This window comes from Sediminibacterium sp. FW305-C-269, assembly GCF_058231045.1.
This window is the reverse complement of record NZ_JBIQXQ010000002.1, coordinates 484285-505384: the sequence shown is the minus strand read 5'-3', so window position 1 is coordinate 505384 and position 21100 is coordinate 484285. Positions and strand designations below refer to the sequence as shown.

Annotated in this window: 20 protein-coding genes; 13 read left to right on the top strand and 7 right to left on the bottom strand. The window is 46.5% G+C overall.

Annotated elements, in window-relative coordinates; translation table 11 throughout:
- Positions 1 to 205 precede the first annotated feature (205 nt).
- From ACH3Y6_RS07530 to smpB, 8 genes are all read left to right on the top strand, one after another.
- Complete coding sequence (locus ACH3Y6_RS07530; RefSeq protein ID WP_490834983.1) at positions 206 to 388, top strand: hypothetical protein; 183 nt, start codon at positions 206 to 208, stop codon at positions 386 to 388.
- Between the two features lie 184 nt (positions 389 to 572).
- Entirely contained in the window at positions 573 to 1928 is a 1356-nt protein-coding gene (locus ACH3Y6_RS07525; protein ID WP_490834982.1) for a pyridoxal-phosphate dependent enzyme, read from the top strand.
- Positions 1929 to 2058: 130 nt separating this feature from the next.
- On the top strand, positions 2059 to 2958 hold the full coding sequence (locus ACH3Y6_RS07520) for a LysR substrate-binding domain-containing protein (RefSeq protein WP_490834981.1): 900 nt from the start codon (positions 2059 to 2061) through the stop codon (positions 2956 to 2958).
- A gap of 58 nt (positions 2959 to 3016) precedes the next feature.
- Entirely contained in the window at positions 3017 to 4177 is a 1161-nt protein-coding gene (locus ACH3Y6_RS07515) for a threonine synthase (protein WP_490834980.1), read from the top strand.
- 163 nt (positions 4178 to 4340) lie between these two features.
- On the top strand, positions 4341 to 5135 hold the full coding sequence (locus tag ACH3Y6_RS07510; protein ID WP_490834979.1) for a helical backbone metal receptor: 795 nt from the start codon (positions 4341 to 4343) through the stop codon (positions 5133 to 5135).
- A 102-nt stretch (positions 5136 to 5237) separates the two neighbouring features.
- Entirely contained in the window at positions 5238 to 6305 is a 1068-nt protein-coding gene (gene fbaA / locus ACH3Y6_RS07505; RefSeq protein ID WP_490834978.1) for a class II fructose-bisphosphate aldolase, read from the top strand.
- A gap of 277 nt (positions 6306 to 6582) precedes the next feature.
- Entirely contained in the window at positions 6583 to 7503 is a 921-nt protein-coding gene (accD, locus tag ACH3Y6_RS07500; RefSeq protein ID WP_490834977.1) for an acetyl-CoA carboxylase, carboxyltransferase subunit beta, read from the top strand.
- 75 nt (positions 7504 to 7578) lie between these two features.
- On the top strand, positions 7579 to 8016 hold the full coding sequence (gene smpB / locus ACH3Y6_RS07495) for an SsrA-binding protein (protein WP_490834976.1): 438 nt from the start codon (positions 7579 to 7581) through the stop codon (positions 8014 to 8016).
- 21 nt (positions 8017 to 8037) lie between these two features.
- Here smpB and ACH3Y6_RS07490 read toward each other — a convergent pair whose 3' ends face one another.
- Positions 8038 to 8487: a hypothetical protein gene (locus tag ACH3Y6_RS07490; protein WP_490834975.1), complete on the bottom strand. Its 450-nt coding sequence runs from the start codon at positions 8485 to 8487 to the stop codon at positions 8038 to 8040.
- Positions 8488 to 8592: 105 nt separating this feature from the next.
- Positions 8593 to 12114, bottom strand: coding sequence for a chromosome segregation protein SMC (gene smc, locus ACH3Y6_RS07485; RefSeq protein WP_490834974.1), 3522 nt, complete (start codon positions 12112 to 12114; stop codon positions 8593 to 8595).
- 241 nt (positions 12115 to 12355) lie between these two features.
- On the opposite strand from smc, the gene ACH3Y6_RS07480 reads away from it, so the two are divergent.
- Positions 12356 to 13447 carry a glycosyltransferase gene (locus ACH3Y6_RS07480; RefSeq protein ID WP_490834973.1) on the top strand — a complete coding sequence of 364 codons (1092 nt, stop codon included), beginning with the start codon at positions 12356 to 12358 and terminating at the stop codon, positions 13445 to 13447.
- Positions 13447 to 14577, top strand: a complete 1131-nt coding sequence (locus ACH3Y6_RS07475; RefSeq protein ID WP_490834972.1) for a glycosyltransferase — start codon at positions 13447 to 13449, stop codon at positions 14575 to 14577. The genes ACH3Y6_RS07480 and ACH3Y6_RS07475 overlap by 1 nt, the downstream gene beginning before the upstream one ends.
- 11 nt (positions 14578 to 14588) lie before the next feature.
- Here ACH3Y6_RS07475 and ACH3Y6_RS07470 read toward each other — a convergent pair whose 3' ends face one another.
- Complete coding sequence (locus ACH3Y6_RS07470) at positions 14589 to 15275, bottom strand: cell division ATP-binding protein FtsE (RefSeq protein ID WP_490834971.1); 687 nt, start codon at positions 15273 to 15275, stop codon at positions 14589 to 14591.
- 72 nt (positions 15276 to 15347) lie between these two features.
- The gene (locus ACH3Y6_RS07465; protein ID WP_490834970.1) at positions 15348 to 16517 is read right to left on the bottom strand and encodes an AIR synthase related protein; all 1170 of its coding nucleotides are present in this window, start codon (positions 16515 to 16517) and stop codon (positions 15348 to 15350) included.
- 125 nt (positions 16518 to 16642) lie between these two features.
- Here ACH3Y6_RS07465 and ACH3Y6_RS07460 point away from each other — a divergent pair, with 125 nt between their 5' ends.
- Complete coding sequence (locus ACH3Y6_RS07460; RefSeq protein ID WP_490834969.1) at positions 16643 to 17614, top strand: bifunctional riboflavin kinase/FAD synthetase; 972 nt, start codon at positions 16643 to 16645, stop codon at positions 17612 to 17614.
- Here ACH3Y6_RS07460 and ACH3Y6_RS07455 read toward each other — a convergent pair.
- Positions 17600 to 17878, bottom strand: coding sequence for a helix-turn-helix domain-containing protein (locus ACH3Y6_RS07455; protein ID WP_490834968.1), 279 nt, complete (start codon positions 17876 to 17878; stop codon positions 17600 to 17602). The two genes, ACH3Y6_RS07460 and ACH3Y6_RS07455, sit on opposite strands and share 15 nt — an antisense overlap.
- Positions 17879 to 18197: 319 nt before the next feature.
- On the opposite strand from ACH3Y6_RS07455, the gene ACH3Y6_RS07450 reads away from it, so the two are divergent.
- Both ACH3Y6_RS07450 and ACH3Y6_RS07445 read left to right on the top strand, forming a co-directional pair.
- Positions 18198 to 18971: a hypothetical protein gene (locus ACH3Y6_RS07450; protein ID WP_490834967.1), complete on the top strand. Its 774-nt coding sequence runs from the start codon at positions 18198 to 18200 to the stop codon at positions 18969 to 18971.
- Positions 18972 to 18981: 10 nt separating this feature from the next.
- On the top strand, positions 18982 to 19158 hold the full coding sequence (locus ACH3Y6_RS07445; protein ID WP_490834966.1) for a hypothetical protein: 177 nt from the start codon (positions 18982 to 18984) through the stop codon (positions 19156 to 19158).
- A 74-nt stretch (positions 19159 to 19232) separates the two neighbouring features.
- On the opposite strand, the gene holA is transcribed toward ACH3Y6_RS07445, so the two are convergent.
- Together holA and ACH3Y6_RS07435 are read right to left on the bottom strand one after the other, a co-directional pair.
- The gene (gene holA / locus ACH3Y6_RS07440; RefSeq protein ID WP_490834965.1) at positions 19233 to 20231 is read right to left on the bottom strand and encodes a DNA polymerase III subunit delta; all 999 of its coding nucleotides are present in this window, start codon (positions 20229 to 20231) and stop codon (positions 19233 to 19235) included.
- Positions 20232 to 20359: 128 nt separating this feature from the next.
- Positions 20360 to 21073, bottom strand: a complete 714-nt coding sequence (locus tag ACH3Y6_RS07435) for a ribonuclease H-like domain-containing protein (protein WP_490834964.1) — start codon at positions 21071 to 21073, stop codon at positions 20360 to 20362.
- Between the last annotated feature and the right edge of the window lie 27 nt (positions 21074 to 21100).

The window sequence follows — 21100 nt, the reverse complement described above, 5'->3', positions numbered from 1 at the left end:
CTATATTTCCACCTATCACAATCCTCATTTTCCCCTCAAACAGGCAAAATACCTGTAACTAATTGATTTTAATATACTTAAATGCATAACACATTATTATGCCATAGAAAATACTAACCTAAAGAAGGTACTATGTATTGCATAGTATTATTAATGGTTATATCTTTGATCTGTCAAACAAACAAAAACCATTAAAATAACCGTTATGAAAAAGTTCCTTTTTGCCGCCTACATGATCTTCCTGGTAACCCTGGTACCTGCTGTGATCTTTGCTTACCTGCATTCAGACAACAGCGGAAAGAATAACAAAACCAATACGGAGATCAGTAAAGAAGTCAGCAATGGCCGTGAAGATGCCGATCTGTTACACCTGGCAAAGACATTTTAACCGGTTATATGCAGATTTCCATACCATTGTTGGAACAGACAGCAGTTTCCCAAGGGTAGCGGATTAGCCAGCCCTGTACATCCGCTCCCTTTTAATTTCCTCTTTTCGATGTAGCTATTTTACGATTGCCCATTGCCGGGATGTCCAAAACTTTACCTTTGTCGCAAACAAGCGTTAGTCTACCATGTGGCTGAACAACATCCTGGAAACCATCGGAAACACCCCCCTGATCAAACTCAACAAGATCACCAAAGATATTCCGGCCACCGTGCTGGCTAAAGTGGATTATTTTAATCCGGGTAACTCTATCAAAGACCGTATGGCCCTGAAAATGGTGGAAGTGGCCGAAAAAGAAGGCAAACTCAAACCGGGCGGTACCATCATCGAAGGCACCAGCGGTAATACCGGTATGGGCCTGGCACTGGCTGCCTGTGTGAAAGGATACAAATGCATTTTTGTCACCACCGACAAACAATCCAAAGAAAAAGCAGATATCCTCAAAGCCGTAGGTGCGGAAGTGATCGTTTGTCCGACCAACGTACTTCCCGAAGATCCGCGCAGTTATTATAGCGTGGCCAAAAGACTGGGCAAAGAGATCCCCAATTCCATGTACATGAACCAGTACGATAACCTGGCCAACCGCCAGGCGCACTATGAAAGTACGGGACCTGAGATATGGGAACAGACAGAAGGAAAGATCACGCACCTGGTTTGTACGGCCGGTACAGGAGGTACGATCACCGGGACTGCGATGTATCTCAAAGAAAAAAATCCGAACATTACAATATGGGCCATTGATGTATATGGTTCCCTGCTGACCAAATACTATAAAACCGGCGAGATCGATATGTGTGAAGTTCACCCGTATATCTCAGAAGGTTTTGGCGAAGATTTTGTACCGCAGAACTACGATATGAGCGTGATCGATCATTTTGAACAGGTGACCGACAAAGATGGCGCAGTGATGGCCAGGCGTATTGCCAAAGAAGAAGGACTGTTCTGCGGATACAGCGCCGGCAGCTGTTTGCAGGGATTGATGCAGCTGAAATCAAGCCTTACCAAGGACGATGTGGTGGTGTGTATCTTCCACGACCACGGCAGCCGCTATGTAGGTAAGATCTACAATGACCAGTGGATGATGGAACGCGGTTTCCTGGATGTAAAAACTTTCAAGGACATCGTTAACGGAAGACACAGCAAAAGACTGGTTACCCTTGAGCCCACCCATACGGTAGCCGAAGCGGTTGACCTGATGAAAAAATACGATATTGAACAGATACCTGTGATGAAGGATCATGAATGTGTTGGGGCAGTCAGCGAGAGCGGCCTCTTCCAGAAAGTGTTCAGCAATCCTGAGATCCGTAATGCAACAGTGGCCAGTGTACTGGAACCCGCCTACCCCGTGGTTGATTTTGATACACCCGTGGAAAGACTTGGCAGCCTGATCACCAAAGAAAACGGGGCCGTACTGGCTAAAGATGAGAAAGGCGAATACCACATTGTTACCAAGTATGATGTGATACAGAGCCTAGCAAAATAGTTAGGCGGCAGTAATCGTGAGGCGTGAATCGTGAGTAGTCAATGGTGAATGTTTTTCTGAGACTTATCACTGACTACTCACGACTGACTACTCACGACTGACGAGCCCTGCTCACTCAAATCTACCTACCATGATCTCTACCCGGCATGATGTATTTCTCACAGTGGCGCAGCAGAAAAGCTTTTCAAAAGCCAGCCAGGTATTGTATATCTCGCAACCTGCCATCAGCAAACACATCAAAGCGCTGGAAGAACATTACAAGGCCAAACTGTTTGACAGAAAAGGTATCCATATAGAACTCACGCCTTCAGGCAAACTTCTGTTTGAAAAACTGACCGAGGTAAAAAGGATACAGGAACAGACAGAATTTGAAATTTCCAGCATCCGCGATGTAATGCAGGCGAAGGGCATGCTGAAACTTGGAGCCAGTACCACCATTGCCCTGTATACACTACCGAAAGTACTTTCAGCATTTCACCAGCATTATCCGCAGATCCATATCAGCCTGCTGAACCGAAATACCGAACTGGTGATAGAAGCCCTGCTGAACCAGGATATTAACCTTGGTATTACAGAAGGCCGTACCAAACTCACCAATATCGATTATCAGCCCTTTACCACTGATAAAGTAGTGGCAGTTTGCAGCAGGAAAAGTCCGCTGGCCAGAAAAAAACAATATACCATAAAAGAGATTCTGACTATGCCGCTAGCTATTCGCGAAAGAGGCAGTGGCACGCTGGCTGCTTTGAAATATGCGCTGGAAAAAAACAAAGTCAAACTAAGTGACCTTAATATCAAAGTACGTTTAGGCGGAACGGAAGCATTGAAAAATTTTCTCATTGAATCCGATTTACTTGGTTTCCTCCCGCACAGATCGGTGGCAAAGGAACTTGCGTATGGCGATCTTACCGAAATCCATTTTGAGGAACTACAGATCGAAAGAAATTTCTATTTCATTCAACGCAAGGGAGAAAATAGCGAACTCAATAAAAGCTTTATCAAACTGGCACAGAAGATTTATAACTTATAGTTATGGATCATAATAACTATAGATAATACAGGTTATATCTATTCCATAGTTTTACCCTGTGAAAACAGTCATTTTACAGGGTTCGTTACTGGAAAACCTAGTTTGTGCCCAATGCGGAAAAGCCTATCCTGCTTCAGTTCTGCAAACCTATGCAACCTGTTGCAACCAGCCGCTGCTGGCACATTACCAACTGCCGCATCTATCCAAAAAAGAACTATGTAACCGGCCACAGTCTATCTGGCGTTATCGGGAATTGTTACCGATACTGGATGACAACAACATTGTTTCCCTTGGCGAGGGATGGACACCGATTCATTCGCTTTCCGGAATGGCATCGCACCTGGGACTGCGTGAAATTTTATTAAAAGACGAAAGTGTAAACCCCACCGGTTCTTTCAAGGCTAGGGGGCTGAGTGTAGCCATTTCAAAAGCGAAGGAACTAGGTGTTACGCACTGCATCATTCCCACTGCCGGTAATGCTGGTGGTGCGCTGAGTGCCTATGCTGCGAAAGCGGGTATGCGTGCTACGGTGGTAATGCCAGCACATACACCCGACACACTGAAGGAAGAATGCCGACTGTATGGTGCAGAATTGATACTTATCGATGGGCTGATTGATACCTGCGGAAAAAAGGCCCGGCAGATGGCTACAGAAACAGGAGCTTTCGATATTTCTACCATGAAAGAGCCTTACCGGCTGGAAGGAAAGAAAACAATTGGTCTGGAAATTGCTGAACAGCTCAACTGGCATTTGCCCGACGTGATTATCTATCCTACGGGTGGAGGTACCGGCCTCATCGGCATGTGGAAGGCTTTTCGCGAAATGCAACAACTCTACTGGATCACCGGCAAGCTACCAAAGATGGTGATTGTTCAATCTGAAAATTGTAATCCTATGATACAAATGTTTGAGACCGGAACCTTTCCGGAATCTTTCACGGCAAAACCTTCCGTTGCGAATGGATTAGCTGTACCACACCCCTTTGCCAAAGACCTGATCTGCGAAGTGGTGCGCGAAAGCAAAGGCACGGCAATTACCGTAAGTGAAAAGGAAATCCAGGATGGCATTGCAAAAGTGGCCAGCCAAGAAGGATTGCTCTTATCACCGGAAGGAAGTGCAGCCTATATGGGTCTTCGCAAACTCATTGAAAAGGATTATGTCCGCGAAGATGAATCCGTTCTGCTGTTTAATACAGGCGCCTGGTATAAATACCGCTAGCAGCGGTTCACCATCTCTGCTGTGCCGTAAAGGGAAAAATCCAGGAAGCTGTTACCAGCTGTTGCTGGTTGCGACAGGTATACATGGCCGTGCAGTTTAGGAAAAGATGCAGCTGCTGCAGAAATGCATAACCCCGCTGTTAAAGTTCTCTGTAACTTAGCTTATGCCCCTGTACACCGATCAATTAAACCGGCAGGTGAAAATCACCAACCCTCCCAGGCGTATCGTTTCACTTGTGCCTTCACAAACCGAATTGCTTGCATACCTGGAACTGGACGAAGCCGTAGTGGGTATTACCAAATTCTGTGTGCGTCCCGATACTTGGTTTCGCGAAAAAACAAGGGTTGGCGGAACAAAACAGCTACATACAAAAATTATCCAATCCCTGCAACCCGATCTCATCATTGCCAATAAGGAAGAGAATGTGCAGGCGCAGGTGGAAACGCTGGAAGGTCTGGCACCCGTTTGGGTAAGCGATATCAATACACTCGATGATGCGATTGACATGATCGGCCAGTTGGGAAGCATCACGGGAACCGATGTAAAAGCACAATCACTGATCAATACCATCCGTATAGGACTTACCGCACTGCAACATTCCCTGGCAGGCAGAAAAAAAATCCGGGCCATTTACCTGCTCTGGAAAGATCCGTACATGACAACAGGGGGCGATACCTTCATTCACCACATGATGGAATACGCCGGACTGGAAAATATATTTGCTCATGAGACCCGCTATCCAGTCATCACGACAGAAATGATGCAACAGGCAAAACCCGATCTGGTATTGCTATCCTCGGAACCCTATCCTTTTGGTGAAAAACAGGTTCGAGAACTGGCGAAATACTTACCCGAAACAAAACTGCTACTGGCTGACGGAGAAATGTTCAGCTGGTATGGCAGTCGACTGCAATATGCCGCAGAATACCTGCAAAAGCTCCATACATCCCTGGTTTAATCAATGGACCTGTAGAGAAAGCTAACAGATGTTTGCCCTAAGTAAAGTATCTTGCAGCTAACAATAAGCCCCAAAAACCGCTAAACCTGACAATCTAAACACATGAAAAAATACCGTGCCGGCGTATTATTCGGCGAAGAACTCGAAGCATTGTACAATGATGCAAAAGACAACCAATTTGCACTTCCTGCAGTTAACACCATTGGCACCAACACCATTAACGCAGTGCTGGAAACAGCAGCCAAAGTAAATTCACCGGTGATCATCCAATTCTCCAACGGCGGTGCACAGTTCATTGCCGGTAAAGGAATGCCCAACGATCAATTACAGGGGAATATTGCCGGTGGCATATCCGGTGCCCTGCATATCCACAACGTGGCCAAACATTATGGCGTACCTGTAGTGCTGCATACCGACCACGCTGCCAAAAAATGGTTACCCTGGGTGAGCGGTCTGATCGATGCCGGCGAACAATTCTACAAAGAGAAGGGCCAGCCGTTGTTCAGCTCACATATGCTGGACCTGTCTGAAGAGCCCCTGGAAGAAAATATTCATACCTCTGTTGAATTCTACAAACGCATGGCGCCACTGGGCATGAGCATCGAGATCGAACTCGGCGTTACCGGCGGTGAGGAAGACGGCGTGGACAACAGTGGCGTTGAGAACGACAAATTATACACACAACCACAGCACGTTGCATACGCATACACCGAACTGAGCAAAGTAGGTAAACTGTTCACCGTAGCGGCCGCATTTGGTAACGTACATGGTGTATACAGTCCGGGTAACGTAGAACTGCGTCCTGTGATCCTGAAAAACAGCCAGGACTATATCGAGAAAGAACTGAAGACCGGTCCAAAACCTGTTTATTTTGTATTCCACGGTGGAAGTGGTTCGCCACAGCACCAGATCAGGGAAGCCATTGGGTATGGTGCTATCAAAATGAATATCGACACCGATCTGCAGTGGGCATTCTGGGAAGGTATTCAGCAGTTTTATGTTAAAAATGAAGCCTACCTGCAGGGCCAGCTGGGTAATCCGGAAGGCGCTGACAAACCCAATAAAAAATACTACGATCCAAGGGTATGGTTACGCAAAGGCGAGGAAAGCTTCAGCAAGAGGCTGGAAACTGCTTTTGAAGACCTCAACTGTATTAACCGGAACGCGTAAATAGTACCGGAATAAGTATAATCACCGCCAGCCTGAAAAACTGGCGGTTTTTTGTGCCCTGCTGTGGTCTAGTTGATCCTGTCGCCAAAAGAATACTGATTGACAATTAGATTCGTTTTAAAGCTGAACTATTTGGTTATAGTAGTGATATATATTAATTTATCCCTTATTTTCACTCCCCTTTTCAGGAAGGGGATGGTAAAGCGGAGGAACCCGATTCACCATCCGGGTGGTTAAAAAATGATTATCTTCACCGCCCCAATTGCAATTGACCGTTATGAAAAAAGAACGTGAAGAAGACTTTGAAGCAAACCTGACCGGAGATGATAGCCAGGGAGGAGATCCTGCCAAACCCCGGTGGTTCAAACGCATCAGGAAAGGTATTTTAACTTCTACAGCCGATAAAAAGGAAACACCCGAGGGTTTATGGACCAAATGTCCGGAATGTAATTATATCTGTACCACCAGCGAATTAAAAGAGAACCTTTTTGTTTGTCCTAAATGCAATTACCATCACCGCATAGGCAGCGATGAATATTTTGATGTGATTTTCGATAACAAAGAATACACCGAACTTTTCGAAGATATACAAAGCATTGATGCACTCGGTTTTACAGATCTCAAACCCTACCAGAAACGCCTGGACGATATCCACTCCAAAACCGACCTGAAAGACTCCATGCGCGTTGCCGTGGGTAAGGCCAATGGAGAAGGTATTGTGATCGCCTGTATGGATTTTGAATTCATCGGCGGCTCGCTGGGTAGTGTGATGGGCGAAAAATTCAGTCGCGCGGTAGATTACTGTATCCAGCACAAACTTCCCTATCTCGTGATCAGCAAAAGTGGTGGTGCCAGGATGATGGAAAGTGCTTTCAGCCTGATGCAGCTGGCCAAGACCAGCGGTAAATTATCGCAGTTAAGTGATGCCAAACTTCCCTATATCTCTTTACTCACTGATCCTACTTTTGGTGGTATCTCGGCCAGTTTTGGTATGCTGGGCGACCTGAATATTGCTGAGCCCGGTGCCCTGATCGGTTTTGCCGGTCCGCGTGTGATTAAAGAGACCATCAAAAAAGACCTTCCCGAAGGTTTCCAACGCAGTGAGTTTTTACTGGAGCACGGTTTCCTGGATTTCATTGTTGACAGGAAAAACCTGAAAGACAAACTGGCGCAGCTGGTTTTACTTTTCAGAAGCTAAGTTTCAATTAGTAGTCAGTAGTTAACAATTGCTCATTACTAACTACTAATTATTAATTACCAATGACCAACTTTCATGGCCGAAATGAACAACCGCCAGGCTTACTTTAACTACTCCATAGAAGACAAATATGTAGCGGGTATTGTATTACTGGGAACGGAAGTGAAATCGATCCGTGAGGGTAAGCTCAGTTTCAACGATGCTTTCTGCCTGTTCGATGACGGGGAATTATGGGTTCGGGGCCTGTTCATTGCCAGTTATACACACGGAACAGCCTATAACCACATTGAGGTGCACGATCGGAAACTACTGCTCAACAAAAAAGAGCTGAAGAAGATACAGGCCAAGATCAAAGAGAAAGGATATACCGTGGTGCCACTGAAAGTATTCTTTACGGACAAGAACCTGGTAAAAGTAGAGATCGGACTGGGCCGCGGTAAAAAGCTGCACGACAAACGCGAGACCATCAAGAACCGCGACGTGGAGAAAGAGATCAAACGTTACCTGAAATAAACCGCTTTTTCCAAAGGTATTTTATTCCTCTTCGGGAGTTTTGTACCTTCTTTTTTTCTCTGGCCGGTAATCCAGTTGTTCCACCAAAGCTTCTGCTGTTGGGTTCCGGGTAACGGAGACCGCCACCTGGAACAAGGCAATATAGATTACCACGGTTCCCAGCAGTTCGCCCCAGCTTAACCAGTAGCCCCAGAAACGGTACACCACTGCTTTTTCAGGATGGTCCGTTTCATAGATCACTTCTGTCTTTTCTCCTGTTTCCCATTCACGAAAAACATACCGCGCGTCTATGGCATATTGTTTACGGCCATCATGGAACAACGCCTGGGGAATATTTTTGCCCGATGCACTGTCTGGCAGCCATTGAATCGTAGCCGGAGCCTTCTCCCCATCAAAATAATCCGGCTGCCGGGTAGCCACCAGGTAACAGGCAAAACAGACAAGGTAGAGTATGGTAACGGATTTATACAAGCGGGTAATGATATGCTTACAAATAATATATGTGAAACGCATCGCTTTAAAAAAATGGGATCAAGAGAACACTCTTAATCCCATCATCATATGCATCGGGTTGGGTTAGTTCGCGAGACTTCGGAAATCCACGGGAACCAGTTTGCTGACCCCGGGCTCTTGCATGGTCACACCATAGATCACATCTACCGCACTCATGGTCTGTTTGTTGTGCGTTACGATGATGAACTGCGAATTATCGCTGAATTTCTTGATCATCTGTGTGAACTTACCTACGTTGGCATCATCCAGCGGTGCATCCACCTCATCCAGGATACAGAAAGGCGCCGGTTTGATGAGATAGATCGAGAACAGCAGTGCCGTAGCGGTCAGTGTTTTCTCTCCTCCACTCAACTGGGTGATGGAAGAAGGACGTTTTCCTTTGGGCTTGGCGATGATTTCGATACCTGTCTCAGCCAGGTTCTCGGGGTTCACCAATATCATATCTGCCGTATCCTCTTCTGTGAACAGGGCTTTGAACACTTTCTGGAAGTTCTCGCGTACCTGGTTAAAGGTATCGAGGAACTGCTGGTTGGCAGTGGCTTCCACTTCCTGGATGGTTTGTAACAGGCTTTCTTTGGCCGATACCAGGTCGTTCTTCTGTTCGAGAATGAACTCATAACGTTTTTTCATTTCCGTATACGCTTCAATAGCGGTCGGGTTTACTTCGCCCATATTCTCGAGGCGTTTCTTCATCCTGTCTGAACTGGCCTGAAGGTCTTCCAGCGCCGTATCGGTAGTTCTCGCCTGATCCAGTATCTCATCCAGTTCCACTTTGAATTCTACGCTCAGTCTTTCCTTCATACCGGCCAGCTGCAGTTTCAGTTCATTCAACTTGTCTTTGATCTCTGTTACCAGGTGATCGATCATTTCCTTGCTCTTCACTTTCAAACGCAACTCACTCTCTTTTTCCTGTAAAGCATTACGCAGATTGTAGTATGCCTGGTCCGCTTCGTTCAGTTTTTTCTCCTCTTCTTCTTTCTTGCGCAGCATTTCCAATAACAGTTCTTCCGAACCGATCAAGGCTTTTTCACTCTCTTCAATATTGGCGCTGGCTTCTGACAGTTGCGAGGTATTGTTACCGATCTGCAGGTGCAGGTCGTTCAGCTGGTTCTCCTTGAACACCAGTTCCTGCTTCAGGCCGGTGATCTTGCTCTGTTGGCGTGTCAACTGCAGGTTGGTCTCATTGTATTGAACCGATGCAAAGTTGTATTCGTATTCAGCCGACTGGTAATCCTGTTCCACTGATTTCAGTTCCTCAGAAGTAGACTGCAACTGCTCATTCAGCGAATGGAACTCTTCGCGGGTAGCCGCAATCGCGTCGTGTTCGGCCTGTAAGCGCATGTCCAGGTCTTCCAGGCGCTGTAAACCGTTTTGCTGTGCTGCCTGCAGGTTCTCCATACGGTTCTTGGCAGCAAATACCTGGTTGGTCAGCTGGTTGATCTCATTTTCGGTCTGTTTGATCACGTTCTCCTTCAACTGGTCGTTGAAAGCGATCACTTCATTGTGTTTGGCCTGGATATCTGATTTCAGCAGGTTCACCACCGCTTCCTGGTCGAAGATCTCTTCAGACAGTTTTTCCAGGTTCTTGGCACGGCCAATCTTCTTTCCTTCAAACAGTCCTACACTACCACCGGTCAATGTGTATTTGCCTTTTACATACTTACCGGTCTTTTCCAGTACTACAGCTCCGTTGCTGTTGGCAATGGCTTCATCGTTCTCGGCTATGTAAACATTGGCCAGCAGGTATTGCGCCAGCTTACGGTATTGCTCGTCCACCTCTATCACATCCATTGCTCTGATGGTGTTGGCGGGCTGATGGGTCTCTACGCGGTAGTCTGCGAATTTCTCCAGCATGAAGAAATTGGCTTTCCCTTTTTTATTCGCATCCAGCAGGTGAACGGCCTGTAAACCTTCTTCCAGGTTGTTCACCACATAGTAGTTCAGGTAAGGTTCCAGTACGTTCTCTACGGCAGTGCGGTATTCTTCCTTTACATAAATGATGTCCGACAGGATTGGCGCCGAATGGTTCCATTCAGGGTTCTTATGCAGGAACTTGATGCTCTCCGGATAACCTTCCATTGAGTCGATCAGGCTTTTCAGCAGGTTATATTCGTTACGCTTGGCATCCAGTTTCCGGTTCTCTTCGTTCAGTTCGTTGCGGAGCAGTTCCAGTTGAGCCTGTGTTTCAAATATCTGCTCTTTGGTACGCTCCTGGTGTTCCTGCAATTGCTGCAGGTCAATGCGTTTGGCCTCGAGGGTGGTCTCCTTCTCTTCCAGTTCAACCGTCAGTTGCTGCATCTGCGACTCACGATTCTGTTTTTCTTCATTCAGTTGGGTCTGGGCACGCTGCAGGTTCAGGATTGAGGTATCAGCAACAGCCACTTTTTTCTCCGCATCGAACTGGCTGCGCTGGATCTGCTGGTAGCGGTTGCGCAAAACATCCAGCCCGGTACGTTTTTCATCGAAACTGCGGCGTTTGTCTTCCACATCCAGTTTGGTGGTTTCCACTTTATCCTGCAGTTCCAGCAAACTCGCTTCTTCCTCGCCTACCTGTATCTGTGTATAAGAAATCGAATCACCAATGGTCTTTAACTGCCCCTCGGCTTTTTCCAGGAACTCTTTCAGGTTGGTTTCCTTCTCTTTCAGGTAATGCAGTTTCTGGGTAGCCAGGTTCTTTTCGTTCTCCTTGCTGCGCAGTTCCTGCAGGTATTCATTGAACTCGTGCTGCATGCTCTGCAGGGCACGTTCTTTTTCGATAAACCCTACTTTTTCCTGTTCGATCGCGGCCTCATCGGTGGCGATCTCTGCTTCCAGCTGGATCTTTTTGTCGTTCTCCGATTCCTGCTGCTCGTTCAGTTCTTTGTAAGTGATATTGAACCCTTCGAGAGAAGCTTTGGCCAGTTCAATGGCCACTTCGCGGTATTCTTTTTTGATCTCGTAAAATTTCTCCGCTTTCTTGGCCTGGTTCTCGAGTGTCTTTAATTGGTTATTGATCTCGAACAGCAGGTCTTCGATACGTGCCAGGTCCTGTTCGGTGGCATCCAGTTTATTCTTGGCTTCTTTTTTACGGGTCTTGTAGATGGTGATACCGGCGGCCTGCTCCAGCATGCGGCGACGGCTGTTCTCCTTGTCCTTGATGATATCATCCACCATTCCCAGTTCGATGATAGCATAACTGTCGGTGCTTACACCGGTATCCAGGAAGAGGTTATGAATATCTTTCAGGCGACAGGTCACATCGTTCAAACGATATTCGCTTTCCCCGTTCTTGTAAAAGCGGCGGGTTACGGTTACGGTATTGAATTCGGTAGGTAAGAGGTTCTTGGTGTTTTCGAACGTGAGGCTTACTTCGGCCAAACCGCTCGGACTTCTGGTTTTACTTCCGTTGAAGACAAGCGCTTCCAGATTTTCACTTCTGAGTGCAGATATTTTTTGTTCACCGATCACCCAACGGATGCTATCGATGATATTACTTTTTCCACAACCATTCGGTCCGATAATACCGGTGATCCCTTCGTCAAAACTCACTACAGTTTTATCAGCAAAACTTTTGAACCCTTTGATTTCTAATGACTTTAATCTCACGTATATTCCTGTTTAAGTACCTGCGAACATACAGTAAAAGGGGTAGAATTCCTGTAGAGAAAAAATTGCTGTGTATAATAAGTGGAGAAGTATGGAAGTATTTTATATTTCACTCAAAAAATACGTTTCAATAAATTGTAAATCAATTACTTAAAATAGGTTAATTTCTTTTTAAAATGCAACCATACGCCCTATTAATGTAATTTTCCAGCCGGTATATTTGTCCCTAAACCCATTCACTTTGGCGAAGATCATTTTCACAGTTACCAACGACCTCAGTTACGACCAGCGCATGCACCGGATCGCGGGCAGCCTGGCCAAACAGGGGTACAAAGTGATATTGGTGGGAAGGCGCCTGCCCTCATCGGCCGATCTGCCCGACCGGGGATTTTTGCAGAAAAGAATCCGCTGTTTTTTTCATCGCGGGGTCGGGTTCTATGCAGAATACAATTTTCGTTTGTTCTGGTACCTGTTGTTCAGGCAGGCCGACATGATCTGCGCCATCGACCTCGACACCATTCTGCCGGTGTACCTGGTAACTGCTATCAAAAAACAGCAAAGGGTATATGATGCCCATGAACTTTTTACCGAACAGAAGGAGGTCCTGTCACGCCCGCAGATACACCGGTTCTGGCTGGCGGTGGAGCGGTTTGCCGTGCCCCGTTTTACCAAAGGATATACCGTGAATGAAACCATCCGCACCGAGCTGGCAAAGAGATATGGTGTGAGGTATGCCGTTGTACGAAATCTGCCCAGATTGACCACCCTCACAAACGATTCTCCCCGAACCCGGGAAAAATGGATCCTATACCAGGGTTCGGTAAACGAAGGCCGCTGTTTTGAGACCCTGATTCCCGCTATGCAGCAGGTGAAGGCGAAACTGGTGATCTGCGGAAAGGGTAATTTTTTTGAACAGACCCGGGCCCTTATAGAACAATACAAGCTGCAGCAAAAAGTGACCTTACGCGGTTATGTTGACCCGGAAGATCTGGTCACCCTTACCCCACAGGCATCTATCGGTCTCACACTGTTCGAGTCTGAAGGCATGAACCAGTATTACTCGCTGGCCAACCGTTTTTTTGATTATATCATGGCCGGTATACCCCAGGTATGTGTGGACTACCCCGAATATGCCGTCATAAACCAACAATTCAATATTGCGTACCCAATACCGGATACCGATCCGGATACCATTGCAGGAGCTCTGAACAATTTACTTACCGATACTGTTTTGTATGAACAGTTACGGCAGAACTGCCTCAGCGCAAGAAAGATCCTGAACTGGGAAAATGAAGAACAGGTGCTGATCAGGTTCTATAAAGAAATAGCTTAGTGGAAAAAAAACTGCATATCATCTCCTTTAACGTTCCTTACCCTCCTGATTATGGTGGTGTGATGGATGTGTTCTATAAATTACCGGCACTGCAGAAACTGGGTATCAGAATTCACCTGCATTGTTTTGAATATGGCCGTGGTGTGCAGCCCGATCTGAACAGGTATTGCGAAAGCGTACACTATTATGAGAGGCATACCGGGCACAAGGGCTTGTCCAACACCCTGCCCTACATTGTTTCGAGCCGCAGAAGCGAAAGCCTGCTGGAGAACCTGCTGAAAGATGATCATCCCATCCTTATGGAAGGTGTTCATTGCACTTTCCTGCTGCTGGACAAGAGATTTGCCCACCGAAAATGTTTTGTAAGGCTGCACAATGTGGAATACCAGTATTATCGTGATCTCTGCAATAGTTCTGCTTCCTGGATCAAAAAAATGTACTACTGGATGGAAAGCAGGCTATTGAAGTCATACGAGAAAAAGATAGCCAACAAGGCCGTATTCTGGGGTACCACCGAAAAAGACAACGAGGTATACCGGAAAGAACTGGGTTGCCAACATATTGCTTCCATGCCACTCTATATACCCGATTGGCAATTAGATTGCCAGGAAGGAATGGGCAGTTACTGCTTTTACCACGGCGACCTGAGTGTGGATGCCAATGACAAAGCCGCTACCTGGCTGCTTGATAACGTTTTCCGGAAAATAAAAGTGCCTTTTGTCATTGCCGGAAAGAACCCATCGGAAAAATTAGTAGAACTGGCTCATGCACAAAACCATACCTGCCTGGTGGCAAACCCTTCTGACAGTGAGATGATCGATATGATCACCAAAGCCCATATCCATGTCATCCCTTCGTTTACCAGCACCGGCACCAAGACAAAACTGATCAATGCCCTGTTTCATGGAAGGCACTGTGTGGTGAACGACGCCACCGTTGCGGGTAGCGGGCTTGAGTCTGCCTGTCATATCGGAACCAATGCCAATGCATTCTGCGAACTAATTGCACAGTTATACCACCAGCCTTTTACTGAAGAAGAAAGTAAACTACGCAGACACCTGCTTACAGGCTTGTTCAACAACGAAGCCAATGCCAGGCAAATGGTGGAATGGATATGGGGTAAAGAATAATCAAACAACCATTATACCGCTATCGCTGCACTATCAATCACCCTTCCGCCCTCTGTTTTAAGCATGCGGGAAGGATAGCGGTTGATAACGATAAAATCGTGGGTAGCCATAAGGACTGCGGTACCGTAATCGCGTGATATCTGCATAAGTAACTGCATGATCTCATCACTGGTCTCGGGGTCGAGGTTACCGGTAGGTTCATCAGCCAATATCAGTTTGGGAGAATTCAGTAAGGCACGGGCAATATCTACACGTTGCTGCTCGCCACCACTCATTTCAAAGGGCATTTTGAAGCCTTTGCTTTTCAGGCCTACTTTTTCCAGCACATCATTGATCTTTTCTTCCATCAGCCGTTCATCCTGCCAGCCGGTGGCTTTCAGTACAAAACGGAGATTTTCCTGAACATTCCTGTCGGTCAGCAACTGAAAATCCTGGAAGATTACGCCCAGGTTACGGCGCAGAAAGGGTACTTTTTTCCAATCCATCGTACGCAGGTCAAAACCTACTACAGATCCCTGTCCCTCTTTCAGGGCCAGCTCTCCATAAAGTGTTTTCAGCAAACTACTTTTACCGGTTCCGGTTTTACCAACCAGGTATACAAATTCTCCGCGACTGATGCTGAAGTTCACATTCTGCAACACCAGGCTATCTCCCTGGTAAATATTGGCATTCTGTATAGAAACTACGATGTCTGACATGATCCTAAATTACGATTAGTTAACAACATGCGGCCATCCGGCTACAGTTTTAGTTTACTGATAACAACCTGATTAATATACGATCTCTCCAAAAGCCCCTTTCAGCAGCAGGGAAGATTTTTCCGCCTCTGCTACCCTGCCCACTACCCGGGCTTCAATACCCATTTGCTGTGCTGTAGCGATCATGGCATCTGCAGCTTTCTCATTGGTGAATACTTCCAGTCGATGCCCCATATTGAACACCTGGTACATTTCGCGATAGTCAGCTCCGGAGTTCTTCTGGATCAGCTGGAAGATTGGTGGGACCGCAAACAGGTTGTCCTTGATAATGGACAACGGGCGTGGCAGATATTTCATACACTTGGTCTGACCGCCACCACTGCAGTGTATCAGTCCATTGATGTCTTCAAAATGTTCATCCAGCAAACGCTTCAGCAAAGGCGCATAAGTCCGGGTGGGAGATAATAATAATTTACCGACAGGGATTTTCTCACCATTCACTTCCATCTCATCTGTGAGTTTACTGCCGCCGATGTACACCACATCCTTATGTAGTGTGGTCTCGAAGGTTTCAGGATATTTCTCCGCATAGTATTTACTGAGCACGTCATGACGGGCACTGGTCAAACCATTACTGCCCAGGCCGCTGTTATATGCCGTTTCATACGCTGCTTTACCGGCACTTCCGAAACCTACGATCAGGTTACCGGGAGCGATCTTGTCATTGGTGATGAGTTTGTTCTTGGGCCAGCGGGCCGTCATGGTACCATTCACAGCAATGGTCCGTACCACATCGCCCACATCAGCAGTTTCACCTCCGAGGTAGTGAATATTTACGCCATAACTGCGCAGCCGGTCGAAGAATTCCTGTGTGCCATTGATCACGGCCTGCAACACGTCACCCGGGATGCGGAGTTTGTTACGGTCGATGGTGGAGGAGAATAAAAAATTATCGGTTACACCCACACAGAGCAGGTCATCCAGGTTCATGGCCACCGCATCTTCGGCAATGCCTTTCCAGACAGCTACATCGCCCGTTTCTTTCCAGTACAGATAAGCCAGGATACTTTTGGTGCCTGCACCATCGGCATGCATGATATTCACCCAGTCGGGATCGCCACAGAGCAGATCGGCATAAATCTTACAGAAAGCATGGGGATATAAACCCTGGTCCAGCTTCTGGATAGCCGCATGTACTTCTTCTTTCTGGGCCGATACACCGCGTTTTGCGTATAGTGACATTTTGGAATTTTGTAATGGATAATTCTGGAACGGGGCAAAGGTACAGATTCGGGGTGGTAGGCGGTCATTTCCCCATCTGCCAATTCCAAATTTTCCCGAATTACTCCCTTACTTTTGCGGTTATTATGAGGGTACATCGTGAATTAGCGGGTTCGCTGCCGGAGTTTCAAAAAGCTGTGGTCACCATCGGCACTTTCGATGGGGTTCACCTCGGTCACCGTCAGATCATCGCCCAGATGAAGGAAGAAGCGGCAAGGATCGGCGGAGAAACGGTGATTATTACCTTCCATCCCCATCCCCGGAAGATCGTTTCCTCTGTCCCGGGCGATATCAAATTACTGAGCACACTCAACGAAAAGATCCACCTGCTGGAAGCGGCGGGTGTTGACCACCTGGTGGTGGTTCCTTTCGACCATCGCTTTGCCAACCAGACTGCTGAACAATATGTAAAGGATTTCCTGTATCATTATTTCAAACCGCATACTGTCATCATTGGCTACGACCATCGTTTCGGGAAGGGCCGAGAAGGAGATTATCATTTACTGAAGAGTTACGGACAAAACCTGGGTTTTGAGGTGAAAGAAATCTCTGAACAACTGATCAATGAGATCGTGGTAAGTTCAACACGCATTCGCCGGGCCATTGCAGAGAATGATACCGCAACGGCGAACCGTTTTTTGGGCTATCCCTATTTTTTTGAAGGCGTGGTGATTGAAGGGAATAAACTGGGCCGGACCATCGGTTATCCTACCGCCAACCTCCATATCAGCAGTGAAGAGAAACTGATTCCCGGCAATGGCGTATATGCAGTAACCGTGGTGCTGAACCCCGAAACACAACCTATCACTACCAATCCAAAGCCCGGAAATAGTTACAAAGGCATGATGAATATTGGTCTGCGTCCGACGGTGGATGGCAAGAAACGGGTGATAGAAGTCAATATTTTTGATTTCAATAAAGACATCTACGGACAAACCCTGCAGGTGCACGTGCAACAATATCTTCGCGGCGAAATAAAATTCAACGGGCTCGAAGAACTGAAAGCGCAATTGCATCAGGATCATGAAGAAGCCGTCGGCTGTTTAGCCGGGATCTGAGTCACCCTGCTTTTTCTCTTTTCTCGTAAACAACGCATCAGGGTCAAAATCGATGATCTGCCGGTAATCTTCCAGGCCGAATATAGCAGCCAGCCGGATCAGGGTCTCAATCTTTACTTCTGATAATCCATTCTCCCAGGTAGATAAGGTAGAACGCCCAACCTGCAGGGACGATGCCACATAACGTTGGTCATAATTACGCAATTCCCTGATTAGCCTGATATTACGGGCAATGCGCATTCTTTCTTCGTTTCGATGGTACATATGTTCGGATTTAAGAGGCTCAGACGCACAATAGTAATTCCTTTCTGTTTCAGAAAAAAGGGTGAAAACACGCTATTAGACCAGGTATTTCAACCCTATTTTCACCCCGTAGATATCTGTCTGGCAGAACAACATAGTTCTATCTGTTTTCCTTGCATCCGGTAACCCGGCTGTGGAATTTTACGACATCATTTGGCCAATGATGGGCTTGAATCCATTCCGACAGCTTTGCCCTTATCAAAAAATAGAAAGGTAGGACCCGGAGTTGAAACGGGAATACAGTTAACCACTGTTTCAACAAGAACCCAAATCCACAACCATGAAGAAGTCTATGATTCTTTTTTGTTTCCTGATCGCTACCGTTTTTTTCTTTTTCTCCTGTAAAAAGAAGATTGATGAACGTATTACGGAAGAGCAGGCAATAACAAACCTTGCGGCTTCAGCAGATTTCCAGGATTTCAGTAAAAAATTCCTTCCCGATCTGCTGATACTGGCTAATTACCACCGGCAGGTGACAAATCGGGGAGGGCGCATATCTTTTATCAATGACCTGAAACTGACCAACGGCGAAGAAGCTAAAATTGCTGCCGTATATGAAAAATTCTCGCTCAGTTACGAGGATGCCATGCACTTAAAGAACAGGGTCGATAATGACCTCCTGCGGCTATTTCACCAGCACTCTTTTTTATTACAGTTTGATGAAGCAGGGATCAAAAAAATCCTGTTACAGTCCTTACAGAAAGGGCTTCATTCAACCGATGCGTCCTGGATAAGAACAAAAGAGGAGATCAATCAACAGATCAGCCTGACCGATATTGCTTCCTTACCCCAGAACAACAAACAGACCAATGGGGTTCGCGTGAATAAGCTTGGCATCACCATCGATGAGATCTGGGAATGCCTGAAAGATGCCGCCGGTTTTGGTTCGGGTGGTATTCTCGGGATAGCAGGCCTCAGCAGACTTGCCAAAGACGGTATCCAGGAAGCAGTGATCGGTGCTTCCAAATGGCTGGCCAAAAGAGCCGGATGGATCGGCGCCGCCATTGCACTGGTCGACTTCAGTTCCTGTTTGTATCACGAATCCATTGATTAAAGCAATGCTTATGAAAAATATCCTCGTTTTCCTGTCTTTACTGGTAATCCTGATCCCGATCCTATCCATCATTCAGAACCTGATCAACATTGAATTGATCACGCTGAAGGAATATTTTTCCCTGATAGTGGTGTACCTGGTATTGGTATGCATTTACCTGCAGGACAAGAAATCTTTTGAATCCTGATTTCATCAGATCAGTGAAATGCATACTTATTCATTTCACTGATCTTTTCCTTATTGATCAGGAAAGTACGGTGGTTAGGCCATCATCTTCACCGCCATCTCTTTCATCAGCCCGGCGTCGGAAGTGCCGCCATCGTGTACACCAATGCCGCGAAGGTTGTATTGGTGCAGGAGGAGCAGTATCTTTTCCACCCCGCTATAATCGTATTTGCGGGCTGCACCGAGATAGTCGCGCACGAAATAAGGGTTTACACCCAGTGCCGTGGCCACTGATTTTTCATCAGGATTGGGTACACTGTAGATCATGAATACCTTACTGAAGAAATTATATAATGCCGGCAAGATCATCTGTATGGGACCTGCTTTGGGGTTGGCCTCAAAATAGTGGATGATACGAACGGCTTTGGCAAGGTCTTTCTGCGCAATGGCAGCCTGCAATTCAAATACATTGAATTCCTTGCTTACACCGATATAATTCTCAATATCGTCTTCCGTGATGTTTTTCCGGGTTCCCAGGTTCACCGCCAGTTTCTCAATCTCATTCTGGATACGGCTCAGGTCGTTACCAATATGATCTACCAGTAAATGCAGGGCTTTGGGCGAAATATTCAGTCCATGCTGCTGCACCATCTGCCCCGCCCATTCGGGTAACTGGCTGTCGTACATTTTTTTGGTAGTCAGCATCTCCCCTTTCTGCTTCAGCACTTTAGCCAGTTTGGATCGGCCATCTACTTTCTTTTCCTTATAACTCACTACGAATACGGTAGTGGCAAGCGGGTTTTCAATATATCCTTCCAGCTTTTCAATATCTCGCATCTGTTGCGCCTCTTTCAGCAAAACAACCTGTCTTTCGGCAAACATCGGATAACGCATACAGGCATTCACCACAGAAGCCCAATCCGCATCTTTTCCGTAGAATACGGTAAGGTTAAAACCAGCTTCGGCCTCATTCAGGATCTTATGCTCGGCATAGTTCACTACCTGGTCTATAAAGTAAGATTCCTCCCCCTCCAGCCAGTAAATGGGTTTGAATATCCCTTTTTTCCATTCGCCTATGATCTTTTCTGCCGACATGGTTGCAAAGATGACGTACGGGGCACGAACGGCGAAAAAAGGTCCGTGAAAGTTTTAAACATAGTCCGGCCCTATGTCAATTGCCGCTATTCCCTTCCCCGGATAATTCACAAATCATTCCCCAAGACTCAGTTTACTACCGTGATCCGGTCGCTGGTTAACAAGGGCAAATCTTTAAACCGGAGGATCACATTGGCGGTTACCACAACATCCTGCTGGCAATAGGTTACAATGCGGGGCAGGTTCTGTTCAAGGTAATAAACATCCTGTACCATACTGCCGTCAATATCTGATTTGGAAGTGGGGATACCCAGCACATTGGCCAGCAGGTGAAGGGAAACATAATTCTTATTATCCCCGAATTTCCACCAGTTAAGGGTATCGAACATTTTTACCTCCCAGGGCTTTTTATCGTGCAGTTGCAGGTATGCGGGCAGAGGGAGCCGGTTAATGAGCAGACGGCGACAGATATAAGGGATGTCAAATTCCCTGATATTATGACCACCAAACTGGAAATTCCGGTTGTGCTGGTACATTTTATTGCATAAATCCGTAAAAATACGGAGTATTTCTACCTCATCATGTCCATAGATACTCTTCATTTTAAGGGCAGGCAGGCCCTCTTCGGTTTCATAGAAAAAAGCTGTGGATATGCAGATGATCTTTCCGAATTCGGCCAGGATACCGGCTTTTTTACGGTAGATTTCTTCAGGGTCCTTTCCTTCTGGCACGGTTTTAGATATCTTGTCCGAAAAAAGTGCCTGCCAGCCAGGATCCAGGTCCTTAAAGGAAGGGAGGCCGGGCACTGTTTCAATATCCAATAACAATAGTTCTGTAAGCATATAATAATTTGTATAATTTTCTGAATC

Coding starts and splice junctions, on each gene's coding strand:
- ACH3Y6_RS07530 (WP_490834983.1), top strand. CDS start 206: ATGAAAAAGTTCCTTTTTGCCGCCTACATGATCTTCCTGGTAACCCTG.
- ACH3Y6_RS07525 (WP_490834982.1), top strand. CDS start 573: ATGTGGCTGAACAACATCCTGGAAACCATCGGAAACACCCCCCTGATC.
- ACH3Y6_RS07520 (WP_490834981.1), top strand. CDS start 2,059: ATGATCTCTACCCGGCATGATGTATTTCTCACAGTGGCGCAGCAGAAA.
- ACH3Y6_RS07510 (WP_490834979.1), top strand. CDS start 4,341: ATGCCCCTGTACACCGATCAATTAAACCGGCAGGTGAAAATCACCAAC.
- fbaA (WP_490834978.1), top strand. CDS start 5,238: ATGAAAAAATACCGTGCCGGCGTATTATTCGGCGAAGAACTCGAAGCA.
- accD (WP_490834977.1), top strand. CDS start 6,583: ATGAAAAAAGAACGTGAAGAAGACTTTGAAGCAAACCTGACCGGAGAT.
- smpB (WP_490834976.1), top strand. CDS start 7,579: ATGGCCGAAATGAACAACCGCCAGGCTTACTTTAACTACTCCATAGAA.
- ACH3Y6_RS07470 (WP_490834971.1), bottom strand. CDS start 15,275: ATGTCAGACATCGTAGTTTCTATACAGAATGCCAATATTTACCAGGGA.
- ACH3Y6_RS07465 (WP_490834970.1), bottom strand. CDS start 16,517: ATGTCACTATACGCAAAACGCGGTGTATCGGCCCAGAAAGAAGAAGTA.
- ACH3Y6_RS07460 (WP_490834969.1), top strand. CDS start 16,643: ATGAGGGTACATCGTGAATTAGCGGGTTCGCTGCCGGAGTTTCAAAAA.
- ACH3Y6_RS07455 (WP_490834968.1), bottom strand. CDS start 17,878: ATGTACCATCGAAACGAAGAAAGAATGCGCATTGCCCGTAATATCAGG.
- ACH3Y6_RS07450 (WP_490834967.1), top strand. CDS start 18,198: ATGAAGAAGTCTATGATTCTTTTTTGTTTCCTGATCGCTACCGTTTTT.
- ACH3Y6_RS07445 (WP_490834966.1), top strand. CDS start 18,982: ATGAAAAATATCCTCGTTTTCCTGTCTTTACTGGTAATCCTGATCCCG.
- holA (WP_490834965.1), bottom strand. CDS start 20,231: ATGTCGGCAGAAAAGATCATAGGCGAATGGAAAAAAGGGATATTCAAA.
- ACH3Y6_RS07435 (WP_490834964.1), bottom strand. CDS start 21,073: ATGCTTACAGAACTATTGTTATTGGATATTGAAACAGTGCCCGGCCTC.